28 protein-coding genes are annotated in these 25,009 nt (G+C 42.3%); 17 read left to right on the top strand and 11 right to left on the bottom strand.

Features of this window, described 5'->3' with window-relative positions:
- Positions 1–129: 129 nt before the first annotated feature.
- Positions 130–678, top strand: a complete 549-nt coding sequence (locus tag QM408_RS02905) for a carboxymuconolactone decarboxylase family protein (RefSeq protein WP_000206768.1) — start codon at positions 130–132, stop codon at positions 676–678.
- 109 nt (positions 679–787) lie between these two features.
- The gene (locus tag QM408_RS02900; RefSeq protein WP_261150134.1) at positions 788–1,687 is read left to right on the top strand and encodes a TDT family transporter; all 900 of its coding nucleotides are present in this window, start codon (positions 788–790) and stop codon (positions 1,685–1,687) included.
- Between the two features lie 24 nt (positions 1,688–1,711).
- On the opposite strand, the gene serS is transcribed toward QM408_RS02900, so the two are convergent.
- From serS to QM408_RS02885, 3 genes are all read right to left on the bottom strand, one after another.
- Positions 1,712–2,986 carry a serine--tRNA ligase gene (gene serS, locus QM408_RS02895; RefSeq protein ID WP_084925533.1) on the bottom strand — a complete coding sequence of 425 codons (1,275 nt, stop codon included), beginning with the start codon at positions 2,984–2,986 and terminating at the stop codon, positions 1,712–1,714.
- A 213-nt stretch (positions 2,987–3,199) separates the two neighbouring features.
- Positions 3,200–3,571 (bottom strand): DUF956 family protein, encoded by a 372-nt coding sequence (locus QM408_RS02890; protein WP_084925535.1) that lies wholly within the window; start codon positions 3,569–3,571, stop codon positions 3,200–3,202.
- 2 nt (positions 3,572–3,573) lie between these two features.
- Entirely contained in the window at positions 3,574–4,938 is a 1,365-nt protein-coding gene (locus QM408_RS02885) for an aspartate kinase (RefSeq protein ID WP_261150133.1), read from the bottom strand.
- Between the two features lie 209 nt (positions 4,939–5,147).
- On the opposite strand from QM408_RS02885, the gene QM408_RS02880 reads away from it, so the two are divergent.
- The 13 genes from QM408_RS02880 (at position 5,148) to QM408_RS02820 (ending at position 15,708) form a co-directional block, all read left to right on the top strand.
- Positions 5,148–5,933 (top strand): enoyl-CoA hydratase, encoded by a 786-nt coding sequence (locus QM408_RS02880; protein WP_020901584.1) that lies wholly within the window; start codon positions 5,148–5,150, stop codon positions 5,931–5,933.
- A 93-nt stretch (positions 5,934–6,026) separates the two neighbouring features.
- Positions 6,027–6,461 (top strand): fatty acid biosynthesis transcriptional regulator FabT, encoded by a 435-nt coding sequence (fabT, locus tag QM408_RS02875; RefSeq protein WP_049516235.1) that lies wholly within the window; start codon positions 6,027–6,029, stop codon positions 6,459–6,461.
- Complete coding sequence (locus QM408_RS02870) at positions 6,461–7,435, top strand: beta-ketoacyl-ACP synthase III (protein ID WP_049516237.1); 975 nt, start codon at positions 6,461–6,463, stop codon at positions 7,433–7,435. Before fabT ends, QM408_RS02870 begins: the two co-directional genes overlap by 1 nt.
- Positions 7,436–7,494: 59 nt before the next feature.
- A complete protein-coding gene (locus QM408_RS02865; protein WP_000257838.1) occupies positions 7,495–7,719 on the top strand; it encodes an acyl carrier protein in 225 nt (74 codons plus the stop codon).
- Positions 7,720–7,835: 116 nt separating this feature from the next.
- Positions 7,836–8,810, top strand: coding sequence for an enoyl-[acyl-carrier-protein] reductase FabK (gene fabK, locus QM408_RS02860; RefSeq protein ID WP_020901586.1), 975 nt, complete (start codon positions 7,836–7,838; stop codon positions 8,808–8,810).
- A complete protein-coding gene (gene fabD / locus QM408_RS02855) occupies positions 8,803–9,726 on the top strand; it encodes an ACP S-malonyltransferase (protein WP_261150132.1) in 924 nt (307 codons plus the stop codon). The genes fabK and fabD overlap by 8 nt, the downstream gene beginning before the upstream one ends.
- A gap of 40 nt (positions 9,727–9,766) precedes the next feature.
- Entirely contained in the window at positions 9,767–10,498 is a 732-nt protein-coding gene (fabG, locus tag QM408_RS02850) for a 3-oxoacyl-[acyl-carrier-protein] reductase (RefSeq protein WP_203212823.1), read from the top strand.
- Between the two features lie 21 nt (positions 10,499–10,519).
- Positions 10,520–11,755, top strand: coding sequence for a beta-ketoacyl-ACP synthase II (gene fabF, locus QM408_RS02845; protein WP_414373534.1), 1,236 nt, complete (start codon positions 10,520–10,522; stop codon positions 11,753–11,755).
- A 2-nt stretch (positions 11,756–11,757) separates the two neighbouring features.
- On the top strand, positions 11,758–12,243 hold the full coding sequence (accB, locus tag QM408_RS02840) for an acetyl-CoA carboxylase biotin carboxyl carrier protein (protein ID WP_001052228.1): 486 nt from the start codon (positions 11,758–11,760) through the stop codon (positions 12,241–12,243).
- Positions 12,240–12,662, top strand: a complete 423-nt coding sequence (fabZ, locus tag QM408_RS02835; RefSeq protein ID WP_000565517.1) for a 3-hydroxyacyl-ACP dehydratase FabZ — start codon at positions 12,240–12,242, stop codon at positions 12,660–12,662. Before accB ends, fabZ begins: the two co-directional genes overlap by 4 nt.
- A gap of 11 nt (positions 12,663–12,673) precedes the next feature.
- Positions 12,674–14,041 (top strand): acetyl-CoA carboxylase biotin carboxylase subunit, encoded by a 1,368-nt coding sequence (gene accC, locus QM408_RS02830; RefSeq protein WP_247932581.1) that lies wholly within the window; start codon positions 12,674–12,676, stop codon positions 14,039–14,041.
- Between the two features lie 36 nt (positions 14,042–14,077).
- The gene (accD, locus tag QM408_RS02825) at positions 14,078–14,944 is read left to right on the top strand and encodes an acetyl-CoA carboxylase, carboxyltransferase subunit beta (RefSeq protein WP_261150129.1); all 867 of its coding nucleotides are present in this window, start codon (positions 14,078–14,080) and stop codon (positions 14,942–14,944) included.
- On the top strand, positions 14,941–15,708 hold the full coding sequence (locus tag QM408_RS02820) for an acetyl-CoA carboxylase carboxyl transferase subunit alpha (RefSeq protein ID WP_020902991.1): 768 nt from the start codon (positions 14,941–14,943) through the stop codon (positions 15,706–15,708). Before accD ends, QM408_RS02820 begins: the two co-directional genes overlap by 4 nt.
- A 113-nt stretch (positions 15,709–15,821) precedes the next feature.
- Here the strand turns inward: QM408_RS02820 and nusB are convergent, their stop codons facing one another.
- From nusB to gatC, 8 genes are all read right to left on the bottom strand, one after another.
- Positions 15,822–16,247 carry a transcription antitermination factor NusB gene (gene nusB, locus QM408_RS02815; protein ID WP_000203638.1) on the bottom strand — a complete coding sequence of 142 codons (426 nt, stop codon included), beginning with the start codon at positions 16,245–16,247 and terminating at the stop codon, positions 15,822–15,824.
- Positions 16,240–16,629, bottom strand: coding sequence for an Asp23/Gls24 family envelope stress response protein (locus tag QM408_RS02810; RefSeq protein WP_020902992.1), 390 nt, complete (start codon positions 16,627–16,629; stop codon positions 16,240–16,242). Before QM408_RS02810 ends, nusB begins: the two co-directional genes overlap by 8 nt.
- Positions 16,630–16,650: 21 nt before the next feature.
- Entirely contained in the window at positions 16,651–17,211 is a 561-nt protein-coding gene (gene efp, locus QM408_RS02805) for an elongation factor P (protein ID WP_000568643.1), read from the bottom strand.
- A gap of 81 nt (positions 17,212–17,292) precedes the next feature.
- On the bottom strand, positions 17,293–18,414 hold the full coding sequence (locus QM408_RS02800; protein WP_033686480.1) for an SPFH domain-containing protein: 1,122 nt from the start codon (positions 18,412–18,414) through the stop codon (positions 17,293–17,295).
- A gap of 9 nt (positions 18,415–18,423) precedes the next feature.
- Positions 18,424–19,389, bottom strand: coding sequence for a zinc-ribbon domain-containing transport protein (locus tag QM408_RS02795; RefSeq protein WP_223340033.1), 966 nt, complete (start codon positions 19,387–19,389; stop codon positions 18,424–18,426).
- An 87-nt stretch (positions 19,390–19,476) separates the two neighbouring features.
- Positions 19,477–20,919 carry an Asp-tRNA(Asn)/Glu-tRNA(Gln) amidotransferase subunit GatB gene (gatB, locus tag QM408_RS02790; RefSeq protein ID WP_414373530.1) on the bottom strand — a complete coding sequence of 481 codons (1,443 nt, stop codon included), beginning with the start codon at positions 20,917–20,919 and terminating at the stop codon, positions 19,477–19,479.
- On the bottom strand, positions 20,919–22,385 hold the full coding sequence (gatA, locus tag QM408_RS02785) for an Asp-tRNA(Asn)/Glu-tRNA(Gln) amidotransferase subunit GatA (RefSeq protein ID WP_247947267.1): 1,467 nt from the start codon (positions 22,383–22,385) through the stop codon (positions 20,919–20,921). Before gatA ends, gatB begins: the two co-directional genes overlap by 1 nt.
- Complete coding sequence (gene gatC, locus QM408_RS02780) at positions 22,385–22,687, bottom strand: Asp-tRNA(Asn)/Glu-tRNA(Gln) amidotransferase subunit GatC (RefSeq protein ID WP_000705419.1); 303 nt, start codon at positions 22,685–22,687, stop codon at positions 22,385–22,387. Before gatC ends, gatA begins: the two co-directional genes overlap by 1 nt.
- A 293-nt stretch (positions 22,688–22,980) precedes the next feature.
- On the opposite strand from gatC, the gene QM408_RS02775 reads away from it, so the two are divergent.
- Both QM408_RS02775 and QM408_RS02770 read left to right on the top strand, forming a co-directional pair.
- Positions 22,981–23,055, top strand: a complete 75-nt coding sequence (locus QM408_RS02775) for a hypothetical protein (RefSeq protein ID WP_229294538.1) — start codon at positions 22,981–22,983, stop codon at positions 23,053–23,055.
- A gap of 298 nt (positions 23,056–23,353) precedes the next feature.
- Positions 23,354–24,898 carry a peptide chain release factor 3 gene (locus QM408_RS02770; RefSeq protein ID WP_001025437.1) on the top strand — a complete coding sequence of 515 codons (1,545 nt, stop codon included), beginning with the start codon at positions 23,354–23,356 and terminating at the stop codon, positions 24,896–24,898.
- The last annotated feature ends 111 nt before the right edge of the window (positions 24,899–25,009 follow it).

The following is a 25,009-nucleotide window of genomic DNA, read 5'->3' as shown; positions in this document are numbered from 1 at the left end:
AAATCACACAGCTCGTGTGATTTTTTGCTTTCATAAAAAATTTCTATCAGTGCAATTTAAAATATATATTATACACGGTATAGAATCTGTGATAGACTAGGTTTCAACAAAATGAAAAGAGGTTTTATGATGACAACATTTACAATCCATACAGTAGAATCAGCACCAGCAGAAGTGAAAGAAGTTCTTGAAACAGTAGAAAAAGATAACAATGGCTATATTCCCAACCTAATCGGTCTCTTGGCCAATGCACCAACTGCCTTAGAAGCCTACAGAACTGTCGGAGCCATCAATCGTCGCAACAGCTTGACGCCTGTTGAGCGTGAAGTGGTGCAGATCACTGCAGCTGTGACCAATGGTTGTGCCTTCTGCGTCGCAGGTCACACAGCCTTTTCCATCAAACAAATCCAGATGAATGATGATCTTCTGCAAGCCCTTCGCAATCGTACTCCAATTGAAACAGATCCTAAATTGGACACCCTAGCTAAGTTTACCTTGGCGGTAATCAATACCAAGGGTCGTGTAGGAGATGAAGCCTTGGCTGAGTTTTTAGAAGCTGGCTACACCCAACAAAATGCCTTGGATGTGGTTCTTGGTGTCAGCCTAGCAAGCCTCTGTAACTATGCCAACAACCTAGCCAATACACCAATTAATCCAGAATTGCAACCTTATGCTTAATTCATATCTGAGTAAAATGAAGTCTGAAATCATCGGACTTCGTTTTTTTAAGTCCTCATTTAAGCGCTTTTATGCTATACTGAAACTAACATGATTATTGGAGGTTAGGATGAAAAAACTCCCCTTGGTATTTTCTGGATGTTTGCTAGGTTTAGCAGGAGCTGGAAATCTTATTTTAGATACGTTGCCGGTTCTGTCACATCTTTTTAGTCTGACAGGTTTGGTTTTGTGGATTTACTTTCTGATTTTTCATCTCTTTAATTGGAAAGAAACCAAGCAAGAGTTGACCAAACCCCCTCTCTTGTCAGGGATGGCCACCTTTCCCATGGCTGGGATGATTTTATCAACTTATGTCTTTCGCTTGTTTCCTCATCTTCCTTTAGTCGCGCAAGGGCTCTGGTGGTTTTCATTTCTCTTGGATGTGGCCTTGATTGCTGGTTTCACCATCAAGTTTGCCTGTCCAGGAAAGAGAGTCAGTGCGACTCCAAGCTGGACGGTTCTCTATGTAGGGATAGCAGTGGCAGCTTTGACCTATCCTCTTGTCGGTATCATCGAAATTGCCTATGCGACCTTGAGTTTTGGTTTTCTCCTAACCTTCTATCTCTATCCGCTTATTTATAGCGATTTAAAGAAACATCCACTCCCACTAGCCATGCTTGGACAAGAAGGAATCTATTGTGCTCCCTTCTCTCTACTTTTGGCTTCCCTAGTTCGAGTTGGAGGAGCCAGCCTACCGACTTGGCTCTTGATTGCCATGATTTTGGCTTCTCAAACTTTCTTTTTCTTTGTTTTGACTCGCCTGCCCAATATTTTAAAACAAGGCTTTCAACCAGCCTTCTCAGCCCTCACCTTCCCGACCATTATCACAGCTACCTCGCTCAAGATGGCTCAGGGAATCTTGAAACTTCCATTTTTGGATTATTTAGTACTGGCTGAAACCGCTATTTGCTTAATTATTTTAGTCTTTGTGTTAGGCGTTTATCTGAATTGGTTACGAAAAAAGGTCTAGCTAGAAATAGCTAAACCTTATTTTTTATGGTTTGATAACTTCAGCTCCACCCATGTATGGACGAAGTGCTTCTGGGATGGTCACAGAACCATCTTCATTTTGGTAGTTTTCAAGAATAGCAGCCACTGTACGTCCAACTGCAAGTCCAGAACCGTTTAAGGTGTGGAGCAATTTTACCTTGCCATCTGCTTCATCACGGTAACGGATTTGGGCACGACGGGCTTGGAAATCTTCTGTGTTTGAACAGCTTGAAATTTCACGGTAGGTATTTTGTGCTGGAATCCAAACTTCCAAGTCGTAAGTTTTAGCAGCTGAGAAGCCCATATCTCCTGTAGAGAGAGCAACGACACGATATGGAAGGTTAAGTTTTTGAAGGATATTTTCAGCGTTGGCTGTCATTTTTTCCAATTCTTCGTAAGATTCTTCTGGTTTGGCAAATTTAACCATTTCAACCTTGTGGAATTGGTGCAAACGGATCAAGCCACGAGTATCACGACCAGCAGAACCAGCCTCAGAACGGAATGAAGGACTCATAGCAGTGAAGTAGATTGGAAGGTCCTTTCCGTCAAGGATTTCATCACGGTAGTAGTTTGTCAGAGGAACTTCAGCTGTAGGAATAAGGACATAATTGCTGTCGCTGAGTTCAAAAGTATCTTCCTTGAATTTTGGATATTGACCAGTACCAAACATAGAGTCATGGTTAACCATGTAAGGTGTGATGACTTCAGTATAGCCCTCTTTTCCATGCTCATCCAACATAAAGTTGTAGATAGCACGTTCCAAACGAGCACCGAGGCCTTTATAGAAGAGGAAGCGAGCGCCCGTTACCTTACCACCGCGTTCCCAGTCAAGGATACCGAGGGCTTCACCAAGATCCCAGTGAGCTTTAGGTTCGAAATCGAATTCGCGTGGAGTACCCCAACGGCGAACTTCAACATTGTCGTCTTCGTCAGCCCCAACAGGAACGCTGTCAGCTGGGATATTTGGAAGAGTAGTCGTAAATTCTGTCAATTTAGCATCGATTTCTGCCAATTCGGCATCCAAGGCTTTGACTTCAGTAGATAGATTTTGCATGGCAGCAATCTTGTCATCTGCATTTTCCTTGTTGCGTTTGGCTTGAGCAATCTCAGCTGAAACTGTGTTACGTTCTGCTTTTAAAGTTTCGACCTTAACCAAAATGTCACGACGTTTAGCATCGATTTCTTTCATCTCGTTCAAGACAGCAGCATCTACACCACGTGTAGCCAATTTTTCTGCGACAGCATCAAAGTCTGTACGAATACGTTTGATATCTAACATAAGAACTCCTTTATGAAAAAAGCACACCTGACAAAGCGTTGGAGTGACAGGGCCACGGTTCCATCCAACTTCACAGGTGTGCACTTGATTGTGTATGTAATTTTGAATAACGGTAGAATTTCACCTATCCCTCCTATCTGCTCGCAGCACCCGCAGACTTTCTGAAAGAAGAAGATAACCTACTTATCCGTTGCTATGATTATACTAAAGTTTCTACTTTTTTGCAAATAGATTTTTAAATTTTTGACTAATGGTTTGAATCAGGGTAGGAAGTTTGACGACCTTGTCATTGCCCAGTTTTTCGCGTGCAATTTTGAGAATGGCACCTGAGTCTTTTGAAGCAAAGAGGAATTTTCCTTGATCAGTAAAGACTTCGAAGTGGCGACTGATTTTGCGACCAGTAACATTAGCTCCAATCTGGTTGATATGGCTCCAAGGAATCTGGATAAATTGTTCAACATTGACATCTGGATAAAATTCCAGAGCCTGATCCCCGACCAAGAATTTTCCCACTTTCCCAGCTATAGAGAGGTAGGAGGTGCCTGTGGTATTGAGGAGCACTGTTTTGTTAAGAGATTGAGCCATAATTAATCTTCCTTGCTTTCACCGAAAAAGGCATTGTAGAGGGATTTGATAGCTGCTTTCTCTTGGTCCTTATGGACAACAAACATGATAGACACTTCACTAGAACCTTGAGACATCATCTGGATGTTGATCTTGTTTTCAGATAGAGCACGTGTTGCAGTAGCAGTTACTCCGATATGGCTCTTCATCTTTTCACCAACAATCATAATGATTGAAAGGTCGTGTTCGATTTCTGCATGGTCTACTTCAGCCTTTTGAACCAACTGACGAAGGATTTCTTCTTCCTTGATAGGAGTTAGTTCGCGAGAACGGAGGATAATTGAAAGATCGTCGATACCTGTTGGCATATGTTCCCAACCGATATTAAGATCTTCAAGGATTTGCAGAACCTTGCGTCCAAATCCAACCTCACGGTTCATGAGGTATTTAGACATGTTGATGCTGACAAAGCCTGAGTCACCAGCAATTCCCACAACTGGAAATTCATCACTACTGTGTTTTAGAACGATACGGGTACCTGGGTGGTCAGGGTTGTTGGTATTCTTGATAACGAGAGGGATTTTTCCACGGTAGGCAGGAAGAAGGGCTTCATCATGAAGGACTGAGAATCCTGCATAGGCCAATTCACGCATTTCACGGTAGGTCAACTCTGGAATCGAGTGTGGTTGGTGGATAATACCAGGGTGGGCTGCAAAGATACCATCAACATCCGTAAAGTTTTCATAGAGGTCTGCCTTAACACCTGCAGCAATGATAGAACCTGTAATGTCTGATCCTCCACGTGAGAAGGTACAGATTTGATTTTCCTTAGTAACTCCAAAGAAACCAGGAATGACAAGGACTTCATTTGCATTTGTCAATTCTTCAATCTTGTCATAACTTGATGGAATGATGCGAGCGTGACCAGGCTCACTTGTGACCACAATACCAGCTTCTCTAGGGTGCACATAGCGTGCATCAATCCCATTTTGATTAAAGTAGGCAGCAATCAATTTAGCATTGTTATTTTCACCGGCTGCTAGGAAAGTATCGTAGAGAAATTCATTTTCATCAATAGGAAGAGTGGCTAAGGCACGAATGCTTTTAGAAATTTTTTCTAAAACAGCTGGTTTTAGCCCTAGTTCACTAACCATAGCAGCATAGCGGTCGATAATCCAGTTTTGGCTCTTGCTAATATCGTTACCAGCAACATAGTCGCGGTAGTATTTAATCAAGGCATCCGTAACCTTAGTATCTTCAGCATTGCGTTTACCAGGCGCAGAAACGACTACAAAACGACGCTCTGAATCGCTTTTGACGATGTTTAAAACTTTTTCTAATTGACTAGCAGAGGCAAGAGAGCTACCTCCAAATTTAACAACTTTCATAAGAACTCCTAAAGTAAGTATTTTATACGATTATAGCAGAAAGAAAGCCTTTTTTCAATGAAGAAAATAAGATGCTTTCTAGGACAAAGCGAGCCTTTCTAATCGGCTGAGACACTTTCAGTTGATTTTTTCTTGCTTTCTGATTTTAAAAAAGATATACTTTTGAAATAAAATAATTTAAACTGCTTATAAAATAAAAAGGAGTCCAGATGGAACACATTATTTATCAGCTTGAAGAGGATTTGGCAATCCTTACCTTGAATCGTCCTGAGGTAGCGAATGGTTTTCATATCCCTATGTGTGAGGAGATTTTAGAAGCTCTGATTTTGGCAGAAGAGGATCCGGCTGTGCATTTTGTCTTAATCAACGCGAATGGCAAAGTCTTCTCTGTTGGGGGAGATTTGGTTGAGATGAAGCGAGCAGTCGATGAGGATGATATTCCATCATTGACGAAAATCGCAGAATTGGTCAATACTATTTCTTATAAAATCAAGCAAATTGCTAAACCTGTCTTGATGGAGGTTGATGGGGCTGTTGCAGGTGCCGCAGCGAATATGGCTGTTGCTGCAGATTTCTGTCTGGCAACGGATAAGGCTAAATTTATCCAAGCTTTTGTTGGAGTTGGCTTGGCTCCGGATGCAGGAGGAATTCATCTCTTGAGTCGAAGTATTGGTGTGACGCGTGCTGCTCAATTAGCCATGACAGGTGAGGCTTTGAACGCAGAAAAAGCTCTAGAGTGGGGGCTGGTTTACCGTGTCTGTGAAGCTGATAAACTTGAAAAGACGAGAGAACAGCTTCTTAAAAAATTAAGACGTGGTTCAAGCAATTCCTATGCTGCCATTAAGAAGTTGGTGTGGGAGAGCCAATTCAAAGATTGGCAAGATTATGCTACTTTAGAACTGAACCTACAGGAATCCTTAGCTCAAACAGAGGATTTCAAAGAGGGAGTTCGGGCTCATTCGGAAAGAAGAAGACCTAAATTTACAGGAAAATAAAAAAATACTTGCACCATTCTTTGAACTTTGATATAATTCTTTTGTCAAATGTTTTGATTCTAAAAGTTTTTTTGAAAAGGAGGGAAGGAAAGATTGGACTACCAACGAATTAATGAATATTTAACATCTATATTTAATAATGTCCTCGTTATCGAGGAAGTTAGCTTGAGGGGTAGTCGTTTCAAAGATATCTCCATCAAAGAAATGCATACGATTGATGTGATTGGGAAATTCCCAGATGTGACACCAAGTCAAGTGTCAAAAGAGTTGATGGTGACTCTTGGGACAGTTACGACTAGTTTGAATAATCTCGAACGCAAGGGTTACATTGAACGCGTTCGTTCAGAACATGATAGACGTGTGGTGCATCTGCATTTGACAAAGAAAGGTCGCTTGGTTCATAGGCTACATAAACGCTTCCATAAGACCATGGTTGAAAAAATCATCGATGGTATGAGTAAGCAAGAAATTGAGATTATGAGCAAAGGTTTGACTAATCTTTATCAATTTTTGGAGGATTTGAGATAATGGCTTTTGCAAAAATAAGCCAGGTTGCTCATTATGTGCCAGAGCAAGTGGTTACAAATCATGATTTGGCCCAGATTATGGATACCAATGATGAGTGGATTTCAAGTCGGACGGGAATACGTCAAAGGCATATTTCAAGAACAGAATCTACTAGTGATTTGGCTACAGAGGTTGCTAAGAAACTGATGGCAAAAGCTGGAATCACAGGAGAAGAGCTGGATTTTATCATTCTAGCTACTATTACTCCAGATTCGATGATGCCCTCTACAGCTGCTCGTGTTCAAGCTAATATTGGTGCTAATAAGGCCTTTGCTTTTGACCTAACAGCGGCTTGCAGTGGATTTGTATTTGCTCTTTCAACTGCTGAAAAGTTTATCGCTTCTGGTCGCTTTCAAAAAGGCTTAGTGATTGGTAGTGAAACCCTCTCTAAGGCAGTTGATTGGTCAGATCGATCAACAGCTGTGTTGTTTGGAGATGGTGCTGGTGGAGTCTTGCTAGAAACTAGCGAGCAAGAGCATTTCTTAGCTGAGAGTCTCAATAGCGATGGAAGTCGCAGTGAGTGTCTGACCTATGGACATTCAGGCTTGCATTCTCCATTTTCAGATCAAGAAAATGCAGATTCATTTTTGAAGATGGATGGACGCGCAGTCTTTGATTTTGCCATTAGAGATGTAGCCAAGTCTATCAAACAGACTATTGATGAGTCTCCTATAGAGGCGACAGACTTGGATTATTTACTACTTCATCAGGCTAATGACCGTATCTTGGATAAGATGGCTAGAAAAATCGGTGTCGACCGAGCTAAACTTCCAGCAAATATGATGGAGTATGGAAATACCAGTGCAGCCAGTATCCCGATTTTACTTTCAGAGTGTGTAGAACAAGGCCTCATCCGTTTAGACGGTAGCCAGACTGTTCTTCTATCAGGCTTCGGTGGAGGCTTGACCTGGGGCACGCTCATTCTTACAATTTAGGTAATCATGTGGTGAACACATTGTTATAAAAAAACTATTTATTTTAAAGGAGTCCTATCATGGCAGTATTTGAAAAAGTACAAGAAATTATCGTTGAAGAACTTGGAAAAGACGCATCAGAAGTAACACTTGAATCAACTTTTGATGATTTAGACGCAGATTCATTGGACTTGTTCCAAGTAATCTCAGAAATCGAAGATGCTTTTGATATCCAAATCGAAGCAGAAGATGACTTGAAAACAGTTGGTGACTTGGTTGCCTACGTTGAAGAGCAAACAAAATAAGCAGAATACAAATAGAAGGAGTAGGGAAACCCGCTCCCTCTTGTTTAGGCAATAGTTTGATTGTCAAATTATGACGGTATCGAACTATTACGTAAGCAAGAAACGATGGAGGCACTATGAAAACACGTATTACAGAATTATTGAACATTGATTATCCTATTTTCCAAGGAGGAATGGCCTGGGTTGCTGATGGTGATTTGGCAGGAGCTGTTTCCAAGGCTGGAGGACTAGGGATTATCGGTGGGGGGAATGCTCCTAAAGAAGTTGTCAAGGCAAATATTGATAAAATCAAATCATTGACTGATAAACCCTTTGGTGTCAACATCATGCTCTTGTCTCCCTTTGTGGAAGATATTGTAGACCTCGTTATCGAGGAAGAGGTTAAGGTAGTTACAACAGGCGCAGGAAATCCAAGCAAATACATGGAACGCTTCCATGAAGCTGGTATTACGGTTATTCCTGTTGTACCGAGTGTTGCCCTAGCTAAACGCATGGAAAAAATCGGTGCGGACGCTGTTATTGCAGAAGGAATGGAAGCTGGGGGGCATATCGGTAAATTAACAACCATGACCTTGGTGCGCCAGGTTGCTGCTGCTGTATCTATTCCTGTTATTGCTGCAGGAGGGATTGCGGATGGTGAAGGTGCTGCGGCTGGCTTTATGCTAGGTGCAGAAGCTGTTCAGGTTGGAACTCGCTTTGTCGTTGCAAAAGAGTCTAATGCCCATCCAAATTATAAGGCGAAAATTTTAAAAGCTAGAGATATTGATACTACGATTTCAGCTCAACACTTTGGACATGCTGTTCGTGCGATTAAAAATCAGTTGACTCGTGATTTTGAACAAGCTGAAAAAGATGCTTTTAAACAAGAAAATCCAGATTTGGAAATTTTTGAACAAATGGGAGCAGGTGCACTAGCCAAAGCGGTTGTTCACGGAGATGTGGATGGAGGCTCTGTCATGGCAGGTCAAATTGCAGGGCTTGTTTCCAAAGAAGAAACCGTTGAAGAAATCCTAAAAGATTTGTATTACGGAGCAGCTAAGAAAATTCAAGAAGAAGCCTCTCGTTGGGCAGGAGTTGTAAGAAATGACTAAAACAGCCTTTTTATTTGCTGGTCAAGGTGCCCAGTATCTAGGTATGGGACGGGATCTCTATGATCACTACCCTATTGTCAAAGAAACGATTGATCAAGCAAGTCAGGTACTCGGTTATGATTTGCGTCATCTTATTGATAGGGAAGAAGAAAAACTCAATCAGACCCGCTATACGCAACCAGCTATTTTAGCAACTTCAGTTGCTATTTACCGTTTATTACAAGAAATGGGCTATCAGCCTGATATGCTTGCTGGTTTGTCTCTTGGAGAATACTCTGCCTTGGTGGCTAGCGGTGCCTTGGATTTTGAAGAAGCTGTTGCCTTGGTTGCTAAGCGTGGAGCCTATATGGAAGAAGCGGCTCCTGCTGGCTCTGGTAAGATGGTAGCAGTTCTCAATACGCCAGTAGAGGACATTGAGGAAGCCTGTCAAAAAGCTTCTGAACTTGGAGTGGTTACCCCAGCCAACTATAATACACCTGCACAAATCGTGATTGGTGGAAAAGTGACTGCAGTTGACCGAGCTGTTGAACTCTTGCAGGAAGCAGGTGCCAAACGCTTGATTCCTCTCAAGGTTTCAGGGCCTTTTCATACCGCTCTCCTTGAGCCTGCTAGCCAGAAACTAGCTGAAACTCTAGCTCAGGTAAGTTTTTCAGATTTCACTTGTCCCCTAGTCGGCAATACAGAAGCTGCAGTTATGAAAAAAGAAGACATTGCTCAACTTTTGACGCGTCAGGTCAAGGAGCCAGTTCGTTTCTATGAAAGTATTGGGGTCATGCAAGAAGCAGGCGTAACCAACTTTATAGAGATTGGTCCGGGGAAAGTCTTGTCAGGCTTTGTGAAAAAAATTGATAAGACAGCTAAATTAGCCAATGTTGAAGATCAGGCTAGCTTGGAAGCCTTGCTAGAAAACAAGTAATCCCTTCTCCCATAAATACAAGAGGAAACAGGAGAAAAGAATGCAACTAAAAAATAAAAATATCTTTATTACAGGTTCGAGTCGTGGAATTGGTCTTGCCATCGCCCACAAGTTTGCTCAAGCAGGAGCCAATATTGTTTTAAACAGTCGTGGAGCAATTTCAGAAGAATTGCTCGCTGAGTTTTCAAACTATGGTGTCAAGGTGGTTCCTATATCAGGAGATGTATCAGATTTTGCAGACGCTAAGCGTATGGTTGAGAAAGCTATTGCAGAGCTGGGTTCAGTAGATGTTTTGGTTAACAATGCAGGAATTACTCAAGATACCCTGATGCTCAAGATGACAGAAGCGGATTTTGAAAAAGTGCTTAAGGTTAACTTAACTGGTGCCTTTAACATGACACAATCAGTCTTGAAACCGATGATAAAAGCTAGAGAAGGTGCTATCATTAATATGTCTAGCGTAGTTGGTTTGATGGGAAATATCGGTCAAGCTAACTATGCAGCTTCTAAGGCTGGTTTGATTGGTTTTACCAAGTCTGTGGCGCGTGAAGTGGCTAATCGCAATATCAGGGTTAATGCTATTGCACCTGGAATGATTGAGTCCGATATGACAGCAGTCCTATCAGACAAGGTAAAAGATGCTATGCTGGCCCAAATTCCTATGAAAGAATTTGGACAGGCAGAGCAGGTTGCAGATTTAACAGTATTTTTAGCAGGCCAAGATTATCTAACTGGTCAAGTGGTTGCCATTGATGGTGGCTTAAGTATGTAGCAGAAGCTAGAGGTAAAAAAGATGAAACTAAATCGCGTAGTAGTAACAGGTTATGGAGTGACATCTCCAATCGGAAATACACCAGAAGAATTTTGGAATAGTTTGACAAGTGGAAAAATCGGAATTGGTCCAATTACAAAATTTGATCATAGTGACTTTGATGTGCATAATGCAGCAGAAATCCAAGATTTTCCTTTTGATAAATACTTTGTTAAGAAAGATACCAACCGTTTTGATAACTATTCTTTGTATGCCTTGTACGCAGCCCAAGAGGCTGTCAATCATGCCAATCTAGATGTAGAGGCTATTGACAAGGATCGTTTTGGTGTTATCGTTACCTCTGGTATTGGTGGAATCAAGGAAATTGAAGATCAAGTGCTTCGTCTCAACGAAAAAGGGCCAAAACGTGTGAAACCATTGACCCTTCCAAAAGCCTTGCCAAATATGGCTTCAGGAAATGTTGCTATGCGTTTTGGAGCAAACGGTGTTTGTAAATCCATCAATACTGCCTGCGCTTCATCAAATGACGCGATTGGGGATGCCTTCCGCTCAATTAAATTTGGTTTCCAAGATGTTATGTTGGTAGGTGGTTCAGAAGCCTCTATCACACCTTTTGCTATTGCTGGTTTCCAAGCCCTAACAGCTCTCTCAACTACAGAGGACCCAACTCGTGCTTCCATTCCATTTGATAAGGATCGTAATGGTTTTGTCATGGGTGAAGGTTCTGGGATGTTGGTTCTTGAAAGCCTTGAACACGCTGAAAAACGTGGGGCTACTATCCTTGCTGAGGTGGTTGGTTACGGAAATACTTGTGATGCATACCACATGACTTCACCACATCCAGAAGGTCAGGGAGCTATCAAGGCCATCAAACTAGCCTTGGAGGAAGCTGAGATTTCTCCAGAGCAAGTAGCCTATGTCAATGCTCACGGAACGTCAACTCCTGCTAATGAAAAAGGAGAAAGTGGTGCGATCGTGGCTGTTCTTGGTAAGGAAGTACCTGTATCATCAACCAAGTCTTTCACAGGACATTTGCTGGGGGCTGCAGGTGCGGTAGAAGCTATCGTAACAATCGAGGCTATGCGTCATAACTTTGTACCAATGACAGCTGGAACAAGTGAAGTATCAGATTATATCGAAGCCAATGTCGTTTATGGACAAGGCTTGGAGCAAGAAATTCCATACGCTATTTCAAATACTTTTGGTTTTGGTGGCCACAATGCAGTTCTTGCTTTCAAACGTTGGGAGAATAAATAACTATGAATTTAAACGATATTAAAGACTTGATGGCTCAATTTGACCAGTCAAGTTTGAGAGAATTTTCTTATAAAAATGGGACGGATGAGTTACAGTTTAGCAAGAATGAAGCTAGACTCGTATCCGAAGTTGCAGCTCAAGTCGCTCCAGCGCCCGTTCTAGCAACACCAAGTCCAGCGGCTCCTACATCTGCTCCAGCAGAGCCTGTAGCAGAAGAAGTTCAAGCTCCAGCTGAAACAAGTGTAGCTGCTGAGGGAGATGTTGTAGAGAGTCCACTTGTTGGGGTGGCTTACTTGGCTGCTGGTCCAGATAAACCTGCCTTTGTAACAGTTGGTGATAGTGTTAAAAAAGGCCAAACATTGGTAATTATCGAAGCCATGAAAGTCATGAATGAAATCCCAGCTCCTAAGGATGGTGTGGTAACAGAAATTCTCGTTTCTAATGAAGAAATGGTTGAGTTTGGTAAAGGATTGGTACGTATCAAATGATCGATATTCAAGGAATCAAAGAAGCCCTTCCCCACCGTTATCCTATGCTCCTAGTAGACCGTGTGTTGGAAGTGAGCGAGGATACCATTGTTGCCATCAAAAATGTAACCATCAATGAGCCCTTCTTCAACGGTCATTTTCCTCAATACCCTGTCATGCCAGGTGTTCTGATTATGGAAGCCTTGGCGCAAACTGCTGGTGTCTTGGAGTTGTCTAAGCCTGAAAATAAAGGACAACTGGTCTTTTATGCTGGTATGGACAAGGTTAAGTTCAAGAAGCAAGTTGTACCAGGTGACCAATTAGTTATGACGGCAACGTTTGTAAAACGTCGTGGCACCATAGCTGTGGTTGAAGCAAAGGCTGAAGTGGATGGCAAGCTTGCAGCCAGTGGTACTCTAACCTTTGCAATAGGGAACTAAGGAGGTTCTCCATGTTTCGAAAAATTTTAATTGCCAATCGTGGTGAAATTGCGGTCCGTATTATCCGTGCGGCGCGTGAATTAGGGATTGCGACGGTAGCGGTTTATTCAACTGCTGATAAGGAAGCCCTTCATACGCTTTTGGCAGATGAAGCGGTTTGTATCGGTCCTGGTAAGCCTACAGAGTCTTATCTCAATATTAATGCGGTTCTATCAGCTGCAGTCTTGACTGAGGCTGAGGCTATTCACCCAGGTTTTGGATTTCTCAGTGAAAATTCCAAATTTGCAACCATGTGTGAAGAGGTGGGGATTAAGTTTATCGGCCCATCTGGTCATGTCATGGATATGATGGGAGACAAAATCAATGCGCGTGCTCAGATGATCAAAGCTGGTGTTCCAGTCATTCCAGGTTCGGATGGAGAAGTGCATAACTCTGAGGAAGCTTTGACTGTCGCTGAAAAAATTGGCTATCCTGTTATGCTCAAGGCTTCAGCAGGTGGAGGTGGTAAAGGGATTCGTAAGGTTGAAAAACCAGAAGACCTCGTTTCAGCCTTTGAAACGGCCTCTAGCGAAGCCAAGGCCAATTATGGAAATGGTGCCATGTACATAGAACGGGTCATCTATCCAGCTCGTCATATCGAGGTTCAAATCTTAGGAGATGAACACGGACATGTGATTCATTTAGGTGAACGGGATTGTTCTCTTCAACGGAATAATCAAAAGGTTTTGGAAGAAAGTCCTTCGATTGCAATCGGCAAAACGCTGCGTCATGAAATTGGTTCTGCTGCTGTTCGAGCTGCGGAGTCTGTTGGTTATGAGAATGCAGGGACCATTGAGTTTCTTCTTGATGAAGCCAGTGGAAAATTCTATTTCATGGAAATGAATACTCGTGTTCAGGTGGAACATCCAGTAACAGAATTTGTTTCAGGTGTGGATATCGTTAAGGAACAAATTCGCATTGCGGCAGGTCAGCCTCTGTCTGTTAAGCAAGAAGATATTGTTCTAAGAGGGCATGCTATCGAGTGTCGTATCAATGCAGAAAATCCAGCCTTTAAATTTGCTCCAAGTCCAGGTAAGATTACTAATCTCCATCTGCCAAGTGGTGGAGTTGGCTTGCGCGTGGATTCAGCAGTTTATCCAGGCTATACCATTCCACCTTATTATGATAGTATGATTGCTAAAATTATCGTTCACGGTGAAAATCGTTTTGATGCCTTGATGAAAATGCAACGTGCCCTCTATGAATTAGAGATTGAAGGGGTGCAGACCAATGCAGATTTCCAGCTTGACCTCATTTCAGATCGCAATGTCATTGCTGGAGATTATGATACTTCCTTCTTGATGGAAACCTTTTTACCCAAATATCAAGAAAAAGAATAAAATGACTTCAAGAGTTTAAACCGAAAAGGGGAATCAATGGCTCTATTTAGTAAAAAAGATAAGTATATTCGAATCAATCCCAATCGTTCGGTTAGGGAAAAACCTCAAGCCAAGCCAGAGGTTCCAGATGAATTATTCTCCCAGTGTCCAGGCTGTAAGCATACCATTTATCAGAAGGATCTGGGAAGTGAGCGTATCTGTCCGCACTGTAGTTACACATTTCGTATTTCTGCCCAAGAACGCTTGGCTTTGACGATTGATATGGGAACCTTCAAGGAATTGTTTACAGGGATTGAAAGCAAGGATCCCTTGCATTTCCCTAGCTATCAAAAAAAACTAGCAACTATGCGTGAAAAAACAGGTCTGGATGAAGCCGTTGTGACAGGAACAGCTCTTATAAAAGGTCAGACTGTGGCTCTTGGGATTATGGATTCCAACTTTATCATGGCTTCTATGGGTACGGTTGTAGGTGAAAAAATCACTCGTTTGTTTGAGTATGCGACTGTCGAACAATTGCCAGTTGTCCTATTCACAGCCTCTGGTGGAGCCCGTATGCAGGAAGGAATCATGAGTCTCATGCAGATGGCCAAGATCTCCGCAGCAGTTAAACGCCATTCAAATGCTGGTCTCTTTTATCTGACTATTTTGACAGATCCAACGACAGGTGGTGTGACAGCTTCTTTCGCTATGGAAGGCGATATCATTCTGGCTGAACCACAGAGTTTGGTCGGTTTTGCTGGGCGTCGTGTGATTGAAAATACGGTTCGTGAAAGCTTGCCTGAGGATTTCCAAAAGGCAGAATTCCTATTGGAACATGGCTTTGTGGATGCTATTGTCAAAAGAAGAGATTTGCCAGATACGATTGCAAGCCTAGTCAGATTGCATGGAGGGAGTCCTAGATGAATATTGCAAAAATAGTCAGAGAAGCGCGTGAGCAGAGTCGCTTGACAACCTTGGACTTTGCAACAAGCATTTTTGATGACTTTATCCAATTACACGGTGACCGTTCTTTTCGTGATGATGGTGCAGTTGTTGGTGGCATCGGCTGGCTTGGGGACCAAGCTGTAACAGTGGTTGGTATCCAAAAAGGTAAGAGTTTGCAAGACAACCTCAAACGGAATTTTGGCCAACCGCATCCAGAAGGCTATCGTAAGGCCCTGCGTTTGATGAAACAGGCTGAAAAGTTTGGTCGTCCAGTAGTGACCTTTATCAATACTGCAGGTGCCTATCCTGGTGTGGGGGCGGAAGAACGTGGACAGGGAGAAGCTATCGCTCGCAATCTCATGGAAATGAGTGACCTGAAAGTTCCGATTATCGCCATCATTATCGGTGAAGGTGGTTCGGGTGGGGCTCTGGCTCTAGCCGTTGCGGACCGTGTTTGGATGCTGGAAAATTCTATCTATGCTATTCTCAGTCCAGAAGGTTTTGCTTCTATTTTATGGAAAGACGGCAGTCGTGCCATGGAAGCGGCAGAACTGATGAAAATCACTTCGCATGAACTGTTAGAAATGGATGTGGTGGATAAGGTGATTTCTGAAGCAGGGTTTTCTAGTAAAGAACTGATTAAGAGTGTCAAGAAAGAACTTCAAACTGAGCTAGCTATACTTTTACAAAAACCGTTAGAAGCGTTGTTGGAAGAGCGTTACCAACGATTTAGAAAATACTAATACCTCAGAATACATAAAAACTAGAACTGGCAGTCAGTTCTAGTTTTTATGTGTTTCTTACTCTGTATCAAGGACGAAGTAAAAGGTGCTTGGAAGACCAAACACCTTTTCGATTATTCATTTTCTTCAGTTACAAATTGACTAAGCAGTCCATTGATAAAACGGGCTGATTTTTGATCTGAAAAATTCTTAGCAAGTTCAATAGCTTCATTGACTGCTACCAGCTGAGGTGTATCAAATGATGTGATTTCAAAGATACCTAAGCGTAGTAAGTTTTTTTCGACCAAAGTCAAGCGTTCAACTGTCCAGCCTGACTTGAGGTGCTGGTTGATTTGTTTATCCAACTCGTCTTTTTGAGCTTGAACGCCAGAAACCAAGTTCAGAAGAAAGGCAGGGATTTGCACATCTGCATCTTCACGGTCATGCGTGTAGGCAAAGTGACAAGCTGTTTCCATATCTGTGCCGAATTCAAGGCTCATGAGAGCTTGAAAAGCGCATTTACGAAGTTCGCGTCTAGATTCTAATAATGGACTAGTCATTGAGGAAGTCCTCGTTAAATAGATCTTTCAACTCAGGTTTTGGTGTTTTATCTGGAACGATTCCTGCAACATGGATGTTGACAGCAGAAAGTTCCACATCAGCCATATCACGAACAGCATCTTTGACTGCTTTTTGAATAGCAAGAGCAACTTTTGGTACCTTCACACCGTACTCAAGATAGAGGTAGATGTCAGCAGTTAGTTCTTCGTTGCTTTCTTTTAAGTAGACGCCACGACCAAGAGAGAGTTTTGATAGGGTATCAGATACGGATTTATTTGAAAATGAGTGGACACCATCAACTTTAGCAGTTGCGATGGCAATGATTTTTTCAAGTACACGTGGAGCGATAACGATTTCGCCAAATTGTTCTTCAATTCCCATAGAATGACCTCTTTCTAGAGATTAGGCACGAGAAACGTAAGTTCCTTCTGCAGTGTTGATGATCAATTTTTGTCCAGCTTCGATGAAGTCAGGAACGTTGACAACAAGTCCAGTTTCCATAGTCGCTGGTTTACCAGAACCTGTAACAGTAGCACCTTTGATAGATGGTTGTGTTTCAGCAACTGTCAATTCAACAGTAGTTGGTACAGTTACACCGATTACTTCAGTTCCGTAGAATTGGATTTTCACATCAGAGTTTTCAAGGATGTAAAGCAATTCATTTTCAACGTTTACGACTGGGATTTCGTATTGGTCGTAAGTTTCAGTGTTCATGAAGTAGGCAGTTTCATCCATTTTGTATAAGTATTGAGCTGGGACAGTTTCGATAATAGCTTGTTCGAATTTTTCTTCTGGACGGTAGCTTGTGTCAAATGTAGAACCAGTACGAACATCACGCAATTTCATACGCATGATTGTGTTTCCTTTACCTGGTTTGTGGTGGCTAGCTTCCAAAACGCGGATCAATTTTCCGTCTGCAGTTTCAAATGTCATACCAGCTTTCAATTTGCTTGCTTCAATCATGTTTTTACCTCTTTAATAAATATTGTTACTCTTTATTGTACCATAAAACGCAATAATTCTCAAATATCAGATTAACTTGAGTTAGTTGACAGGTACGATATTTCCTTCTTCATCTTTGGTTACGAGAACATACTTGCCGTCTACCTCGATGTAAAAGTTCTTACTTGCAGTTTGCCCATTATTTTGAATAGGAGCTTGAGTTTGTTGGTTGAGTTGCCCGCCAAGCGTTTGTCCCAGATTCATTCCCATAATTATGTTCATACCATTGCCGTTGCCTTCATTGTTTGCAGCAACGATGAGAGCTTCGTTACGGGCACGACGTTCTTCAATCTCAATCGTATTGTATTTCATAGCGACTAGTTCGCTATCAAGTTTACGAATAATATTCAAGCTTTCTTGGTCATAGCTCAAATCTTCAAGCAGGATGTTGGTTGTTTCAATTCCGTAAAGTCCAGTCCATACCTTGTTAACTTCTTGTTTTGCTAGATCGTTGAAAGTATCTTGATTGGCATTAAGACTATAGATATCAACTCGGTTTTCGTTTGTAAATTTGGCGATTGCAATAGCAATTTTAGGAGAGATATTTTGTCTGAGAGTTCCCTGAGCGATATCTTTCAGGGTAAATGCTCTATGATCTTCAATTTGTTGACTGATGGAGCTGACATAAAATAGGACTGGATCAGCAACTTTGATATCAAACAAGCCGTAGAAACGAATATTGAGCAATTGTTGATAGCGTTCACTGAAATACTCTACGGCGTTTTGAGTACCAAATTTATTACCTGCGATAGGTTGCATACGGATAAAGATGATTTCCTGTTGGGTAATGACTTGACCACCAAAAGAGAAGCGGTTTTTGAAATTTTCCCAAGTACCCTTTATACCACCCTTTTCAAGAAGCCAGGCATTATCTTCAGAACGCCATTCGTGGCTACCAGCTTCTAAGACATCGCCAAGGAAGGTTCCGTTGTTGACAAGAATAGCTACATAACCTTGTGGAACAATGACTACAGAACCATCTGTTAAAAGTCCAGTATTTTGGTTGCTTTGTCTAGAAGTGCCGTCAGGATCTTTTGTAAGAAGTTGTCCTTTAATGGCCAAGGCATCAGCTGTTAGGTTATTTGGAAGAACAATAGCTTCTTTAAATTTGCTATCGTTGAAACTATTAAGCCCTGAAGATAGGGCGGCACGAATAAATCCCATAATTTCCTCCTAATTATAAAGTTCGTCTTCATCCACAACATCGTAGGTATCGAGTACCCATTGGTTTGGACTGCGTGTTAGAACAGCATCGCAATAGTCACATTTACTGATAGCAGAGATTTTCAATGGGGCACCACAGTTTGGACAGTGGTCACTGATGGCTTCATCACTGACATTTAGTTCAGTTTGACTTCCGTGTTTACGGATAAAGTTCATTTGATAGACTGTAAACAAGTCCTCTTGAGGATCACCTTCGATGACACGTTTACTTTGGTCTTCAATGACATAGTCCCTGAGTGTAGATGACAAGATCACAACAAGGGTATCGTTACCATCAGGATTTTCGTAGAAATCTTTAATGCGAACATTTTCAACATAGACTTTTTCTAAAACATTGGTTGTTTTCGCCCGGATATGATCTTCGAGTTGTATACTATGTTGGGAATAAAGGCTGGTACTTTCAAGAGAGCGAGCCAAATTCCAATCCTTTTTAGTCCAGGCTGCCTGTAACTGAATATAGACTTCTTTAACCCATGAAGCGAAAGCATCGGCATCAAAGTTTGGATCGCCATATTTAACACGACTAGTAGCTAATGTATTGTGTTCAACTCGACGATGGTTTTGGGGATTATATACAGTAGCGCTACTATAGGATTTTTCTGATGAGCTTTGATTACTTTTATTCTTTAGAACTAAGACAACTACGTAAACACCTATTAAAAAGACTACAATTCCGTACAACTCTTGCTCAGAGTAACTCGAACTATAGGAACCGTCTCCAGAACTGTAGCTACTTCTGTAGGAAGAACTACCGCTATTACTGCTACTGGAACGGCTTCGGCTACCATTTGAACTGGAGCTACTATGGCTAGAGCTACCACTTCGAGAATGTCCTACCCCTGCATCGATGGATTGCATCGGTGTAACGAAAAGGAGTAGTAAACAGGTGGTGAGAAGAGTATATAACTTTTTCATATGTCTCCTAACTATATGAATGCATACTGCAAGCCATCAGAACTGCTAATTTTTTAGCAGTCTGGTGTCAGTTATACTTTAAATGAGTTACTCATTTTTCAACTTTGCCAATTCTTGTGCAAGTAGTTTAAGGGCAACTTGTGGGTTGGCTTGTCCTTTGGTTGCTTTCATAAGGAATCCTGTGAAGGCCTTGTCTGCGTTGCGTTTGCCTGACTTGAAGTCGGCAACAGCGACTTCGTTATCGGCAAAGACTTGGTGGATGATTGGAATCAAGACAGCTGGATCTGAGATTTGAACCATACCTGCTTTTTCCACATATTCACGCGCACCGCCGCCATTTTTAGCCAGGTGGACAAAGACTTTCTTGGCAATCTTAGAAGAGATCGTGCCGTCTTCGATGATGGCAATCATTTCAACCAAGTTTTCTGGTGTCAATTTTATTTGTTCAAGTGTCTTGCCTTCGGCATTCAAGAACTGAGCAACTTCTCCTTGGAGCCAGTTAGAGATTTGTTTGGCATCGCCACCGAGGGCGACAGCTTTTTCAAAGAAGTCAGAAGTGACTTTATTTGCAGTTAACTGGCTAGCGTCATAGTCTGACAAGCCGAGGTCAGAGACGTAACGTGTACGGCGTTCTTTTGGAAACTCTGGTAACTCTGTACGCATTTCTTCGATCCACTCGTCTGAGATTTCAAAGAGTGGTAGGTCGGGTTCTGGGAAGTAGCGGTAGTCTGCAGCACCTTCTTTGACACGCATGAGGATGGTTGCTTTATTCGCTTCATCGTAACGGCGTGTTTCCTGACGGATTTGACCACCTGAGCGAAGGATTTCAGCTTGACGTTGGACTTCGTATTCAAGACCTTTACGAACGTTTGAGAAGGAGTTGAGGTTTTTCAACTCAGTCTTGGTACCGAATTTTTCTTGACCATAAGGGCGAAGGGAGATATTGGCATCCACACGCATAGAACCTTCTTCCATCTTAACGTCAGAAATACCAGCATACTGGATAACTTCCTTGAGGGCTGTTAGGTAAGCATAGGCTTCTTCAGGAGAACGCATGTCTGCTTCAGATACAATCTCAATCAATGGCACCCCTTGGCGGTTGAGGTCAACGTAAGAGTAGCCGTCTGTACCGTGGGTGTTTTTACCAGCGTCTTCTTCTAGGTGGGCACGTTCGATACCGATTTTCTTAGTCGTACCGTCTTCTAGCTCGACTTCAATCCAACCATTATAACCAATTGGCTCATCAAACTGAGAAATTTGGTAGGCTTTTGGATTATCAGGGTAGAAGTAGTTCTTGCGGTCAAAGTGCATCTTTTTGTGGATGTCCATGTTGAGGGCAAGAGCAGCCTTGATACCGGCATCGACAACACCTTTATTGAGAACTGGCAGAACTCCTGGGAAGGACCAGTCAATCACGTTAGTGTTGGCGTTTTGGTCATTTCCGAAGTGGGCAGAAGTAGGTGAGAAGATTTTTGAATTGGTGTTGAGCTCTACGTGGACTTCAAGTCCAATGACTGTTTCAAAGTTCATTAGTTGTCACCTCCAAAAATCACGGGTTGTTGTTTGTGGTAGTCTGTTGTTGCCTCAAAAGCAGCAGCAGCTTGGTAAATGGTTTCTTCTGAGTACTTAGGACCAATCAATTGCAGACCGACAGGTAGACCTTGAGAGAATCCAGCAGGAATCGAAATCCCTGGAAGACCAGCCAAGTTGACAGGAATGGTCAAAAGGTCAGCCAAGTACATGGCAACTGGATCGTGATTGAGTGAGTCCAAGTCATAAGCAACACTTGGTGCAGTTGGTCCCAAAATCAAGTCGTAATCCGCAAAGATTTTTTCGAAATCTTGGATGATGAGGGTACGGACCTGACCAGCCTTCTTATAGTAGGCGTCATAGTAACCTGATGAAAGACTGAATGTACCAAGCATGATACGGCGTTTAACCTCTTCACCGAAACCTTGGCTACGGCTGTTTACATAGATTTCATCAAGGTTGGTTGCATCTTCTGCGCGGTAGCCGTAACGGATACCGTCAAAACGTTGCAAGTTTGATGAAGCTTCAGATGAAGCAATGATGTAGTAGACGGCAACACCGTATTTTGAGTGAGGTAGACTCACTTCTTCAACAATAGCACCAAGTTTTTCAAAGTGTTTGGCTGCGTTCAGAATGGTTCCCTTAACCTCTGGGTCAATTCCTTCACCAAGGTATTCCTTAGGCAAAGCAATTTTCATGCCCTTGATGTCTTGGCCGATTTTTGAAGTAAAATCGGCAATGCGGACAGGAGCAGAAGTAGAGTCTTTGGCATCTTCGCTTGCAATAGCATTGAGCAAGAAGGCATTTTCCTTAACAGTCGGAGCGAAAGGTCCAATCTGGTCTAATGAACTACCAAAGGCAATGAGACCGAAACGTGAAACTGTTCCGTAGGTTGGTTTGAGACCGACGATCCCATTGAAGGCAGCAGGTTGGCGGATAGATCCACCAGTATCAGAACCAAGTGACAAGCGGACTTGTCCTGAGGCTACAGCTGCAGCAGAACCACTTGATGATCCACCAGGGACCTTGCTGTAGTCCCAAGCATTTTTAGTGGCACCGTAGTAAGAAGTCTCACCTGATCCACCCATGGCAAACTCGTCCATGTTGGTTTTCCCTACGACAATCATGCCTTTCGCTTTTGCATTGGCAACGGCTGTCGCATCAAAGATTGGCTCGTAGTTGTAGAGCATTTTTGAGGCTGCAGTTGTAAGAATACCGTCTGTAGAGATATTATCTTTAACTGCAAGTGGAATTCCTGAAAGGACATTATCAGCATCGATTCCAGCTTCATCAATAGCTTTAGCTTGAGCAAGAGCTTGCTCTTCAGCGATGGTAACAAAAGCGTTGATAGCGGTCTCGCGAGACTTGATATCTTCAAGTGTTGCTTGTGTTAATTCAGTTGCTGAAATTTCCTTAGAGACAAGGAGATTGTGCAAGTCTTCAATGGTTTTATTGTTGAAAGTCATTAGGCATCTCCTCCATCGTCTAGGATAGCTGGTACCTTGATATAGTAGTTGTCTTTTTCAGGTACGTTTTTAAACAAGCGATCACGGTCTGTTCCTTCTTCGGCCACATCAGGGCGTAGAACGGTCTTGCGGTCAGCCATAGTTGTAGTTGGTGCGACACCAGTTGTGTCAACTTCGCCCAGCAACTCAACCATGTCAACAATCTTAGACAAGGTGGTCGCAAAGGCAGCAGTTTCTTCTTCAGAGAATCTTAATTTTGAAAGATTGGCAACGTGTGTTACCTCTTCTTGCGTAATTTTCATCTTGCATCCTTTCGTGAAATGATGATTTTTAGTCTGTTCTATTTTACCATATTTTCCTATAAATAAGGGAAGGAAAGATGAAAAAAGACAGGTATAGGATGGAGAACGGATTCTGATGATGATTTATTTGAAAAGCGGATTTCAAAGGGGAAAATATATGGTACAATAGTTTAACAGAGAAGTGAAGACGGTGGTTACAAAATCGAAAGGATGGTGATGCTTATGTGCAGAACCTGTAAAATCTTAGTAGAAAGGAGTAACCAGATTTGTCCCCTTTTGAGGCTTTGACACTCATGTTTGTAGCTGGTAACTTTGTTATCACGCTCCTAAGGTTCATCCTTGAATTGGTAAAAGAGACAAAAAAATAGCCGTCCTAACTTTGGCGAGTTAACGAGCTATTTTTTAGTTATGTAATTACAGCCACCGTCTTAAACGGCTCTGTGGGGTGTTGTTGTCGCAACACCTTTTTCTATATTTATTGTAACATTTATTTGAAAAATTGCAAGGGGAATTGTTCTACTTTAGCAGTGTCTGATATAAAATAGAAATTGAAAAAAATGCTAAAATCCGATATAATGGAGTGTTGAAAGGAATGGTAAAATCCAATGTAGAAATCATTCTTAGCTATTGAAACAAGAAAAATAGAGAATCAAAGAAAGAGAACTTATGAATATTCAAGAAGAAATTAAGAAACGTCGTACCTTTGCCATCATCTCCCACCCGGACGCGGGGAAAACAACTATCACTGAGCAGTTGCTCTACTTTGGGGGCGAGATTCGTGAGGCTGGTACCGTAAAAGGAAAGAAAACAGGGACTTTTGCCAAGTCTGACTGGATGGATATCGAGAAGCAACGTGGGATCTCGGTTACTTCATCTGTTATGCAATTTGACTACGATGGTAAGCGCGTCAATATCCTCGACACACCAGGGCACGAGGATTTCTCAGAAGATACCTATCGTACCTTGATGGCGGTAGATGCTGCTGTTATGGTCGTGGACTCTGCCAAGGGTATCGAGGCCCAAACTAAGAAATTGTTTGAGGTTGTCAAACACCGTGGTATTCCGGTCTTTACCTTTATGAATAAGCTGGACCGTGATGGTCGTGAGCCTTTGGATCTCTTGCAAGAATTGGAAGAAGTCTTGGGTATTGCGAGTTACCCGATGAACTGGCCAATCGGGATGGGGAAAGCTTTTGAGGGTTTGTATGACCTCTATAACCAACGCTTGGAGCTCTATAAAGGGGATGAGCGTTTTGCCAGTCTAGAAGATGGAGACAAACTCTTTGGTAGCAATCCTTTCTACGAGCAAGTCAAGGATGATATTGAACTTTTAAATGAAGCTGGGAATGAGTTTTCAGAGGAAGCTATCCTTGCTGGAGAATTGACGCCAGTCTTCTTCGGTTCAGCTTTGACAAACTTTGGTGTACAGACCTTCCTTGAGACTTTCCTTAAGTTTGCTCCAGAACCACATGGACACAAAAAAACAGATGGTGAAATTGTGGATCCTTATGACAAGGATTTCTCAGGATTTGTCTTTAAGATCCAGGCCAACATGGACCCTCGTCACCGTGACCGCATCGCCTTTGTCCGTATCGTATCAGGTGAATTTGAGCGTGGGATGAGTGTCAACCTGCCTCGCACTGGTAAGGGTGCTAAACTGTCTAATGTTACCCAGTTTATGGCTGAGAGTCGTGAAAATGTAACTAATGCTGTAGCAGGTGATATTATCGGTGTTTACGATACAGGTACTTATCAGGTTGGGGATACTTTGACGGTTGGAAAAAACAAATTTGAATTTGAACCACTGCCAACCTTTACACCTGAGATTTTCATGAAAGTTTCTGCCAAGAATGTCATGAAGCAAAAATCCTTCCACAAGGGAATCGAGCAATTGGTGCAAGAAGGAGCCATTCAGCTTTATAAGAATTACCAAACAGGCGAGTATATGCTGGGTGCTGTCGGCCAACTCCAGTTTGAAGTCTTCAAGCATCGTATGGAAGGCGAGTACAATGCGGAAGTGGTCATGAGCCCTATGGGTAAAAAGACTGTTCGTTGGATTAAGCCAGAGGACTTGGATGAACGGATGTCCTCAAGCCGAAATATCTTGGCCAAAGACCGTTTTGACCAACCAGTCTTCCTCTTTGAAAATGACTTTGCCCTCCGTTGGTTTGCGGATAAGTATCCAGATGTAGAGTTAGAGGAGAAGATGTAAATCGTTACAAATAACTAGCAACATAAAGTTGCTGTCATTTGACGGTAACCGCTATGGCGGCTTACCTAAACGCTTCACTAGGAAAAATTCACGAATAATATCGATTCGTGG

The organism is Streptococcus mitis, assembly GCF_047464965.1.
Taxonomy (GTDB): Bacteria; Bacillota; Bacilli; order Lactobacillales; family Streptococcaceae; genus Streptococcus; species Streptococcus mitis_DU.
This window is presented reverse-complemented; position numbering and strand designations above follow the sequence as displayed.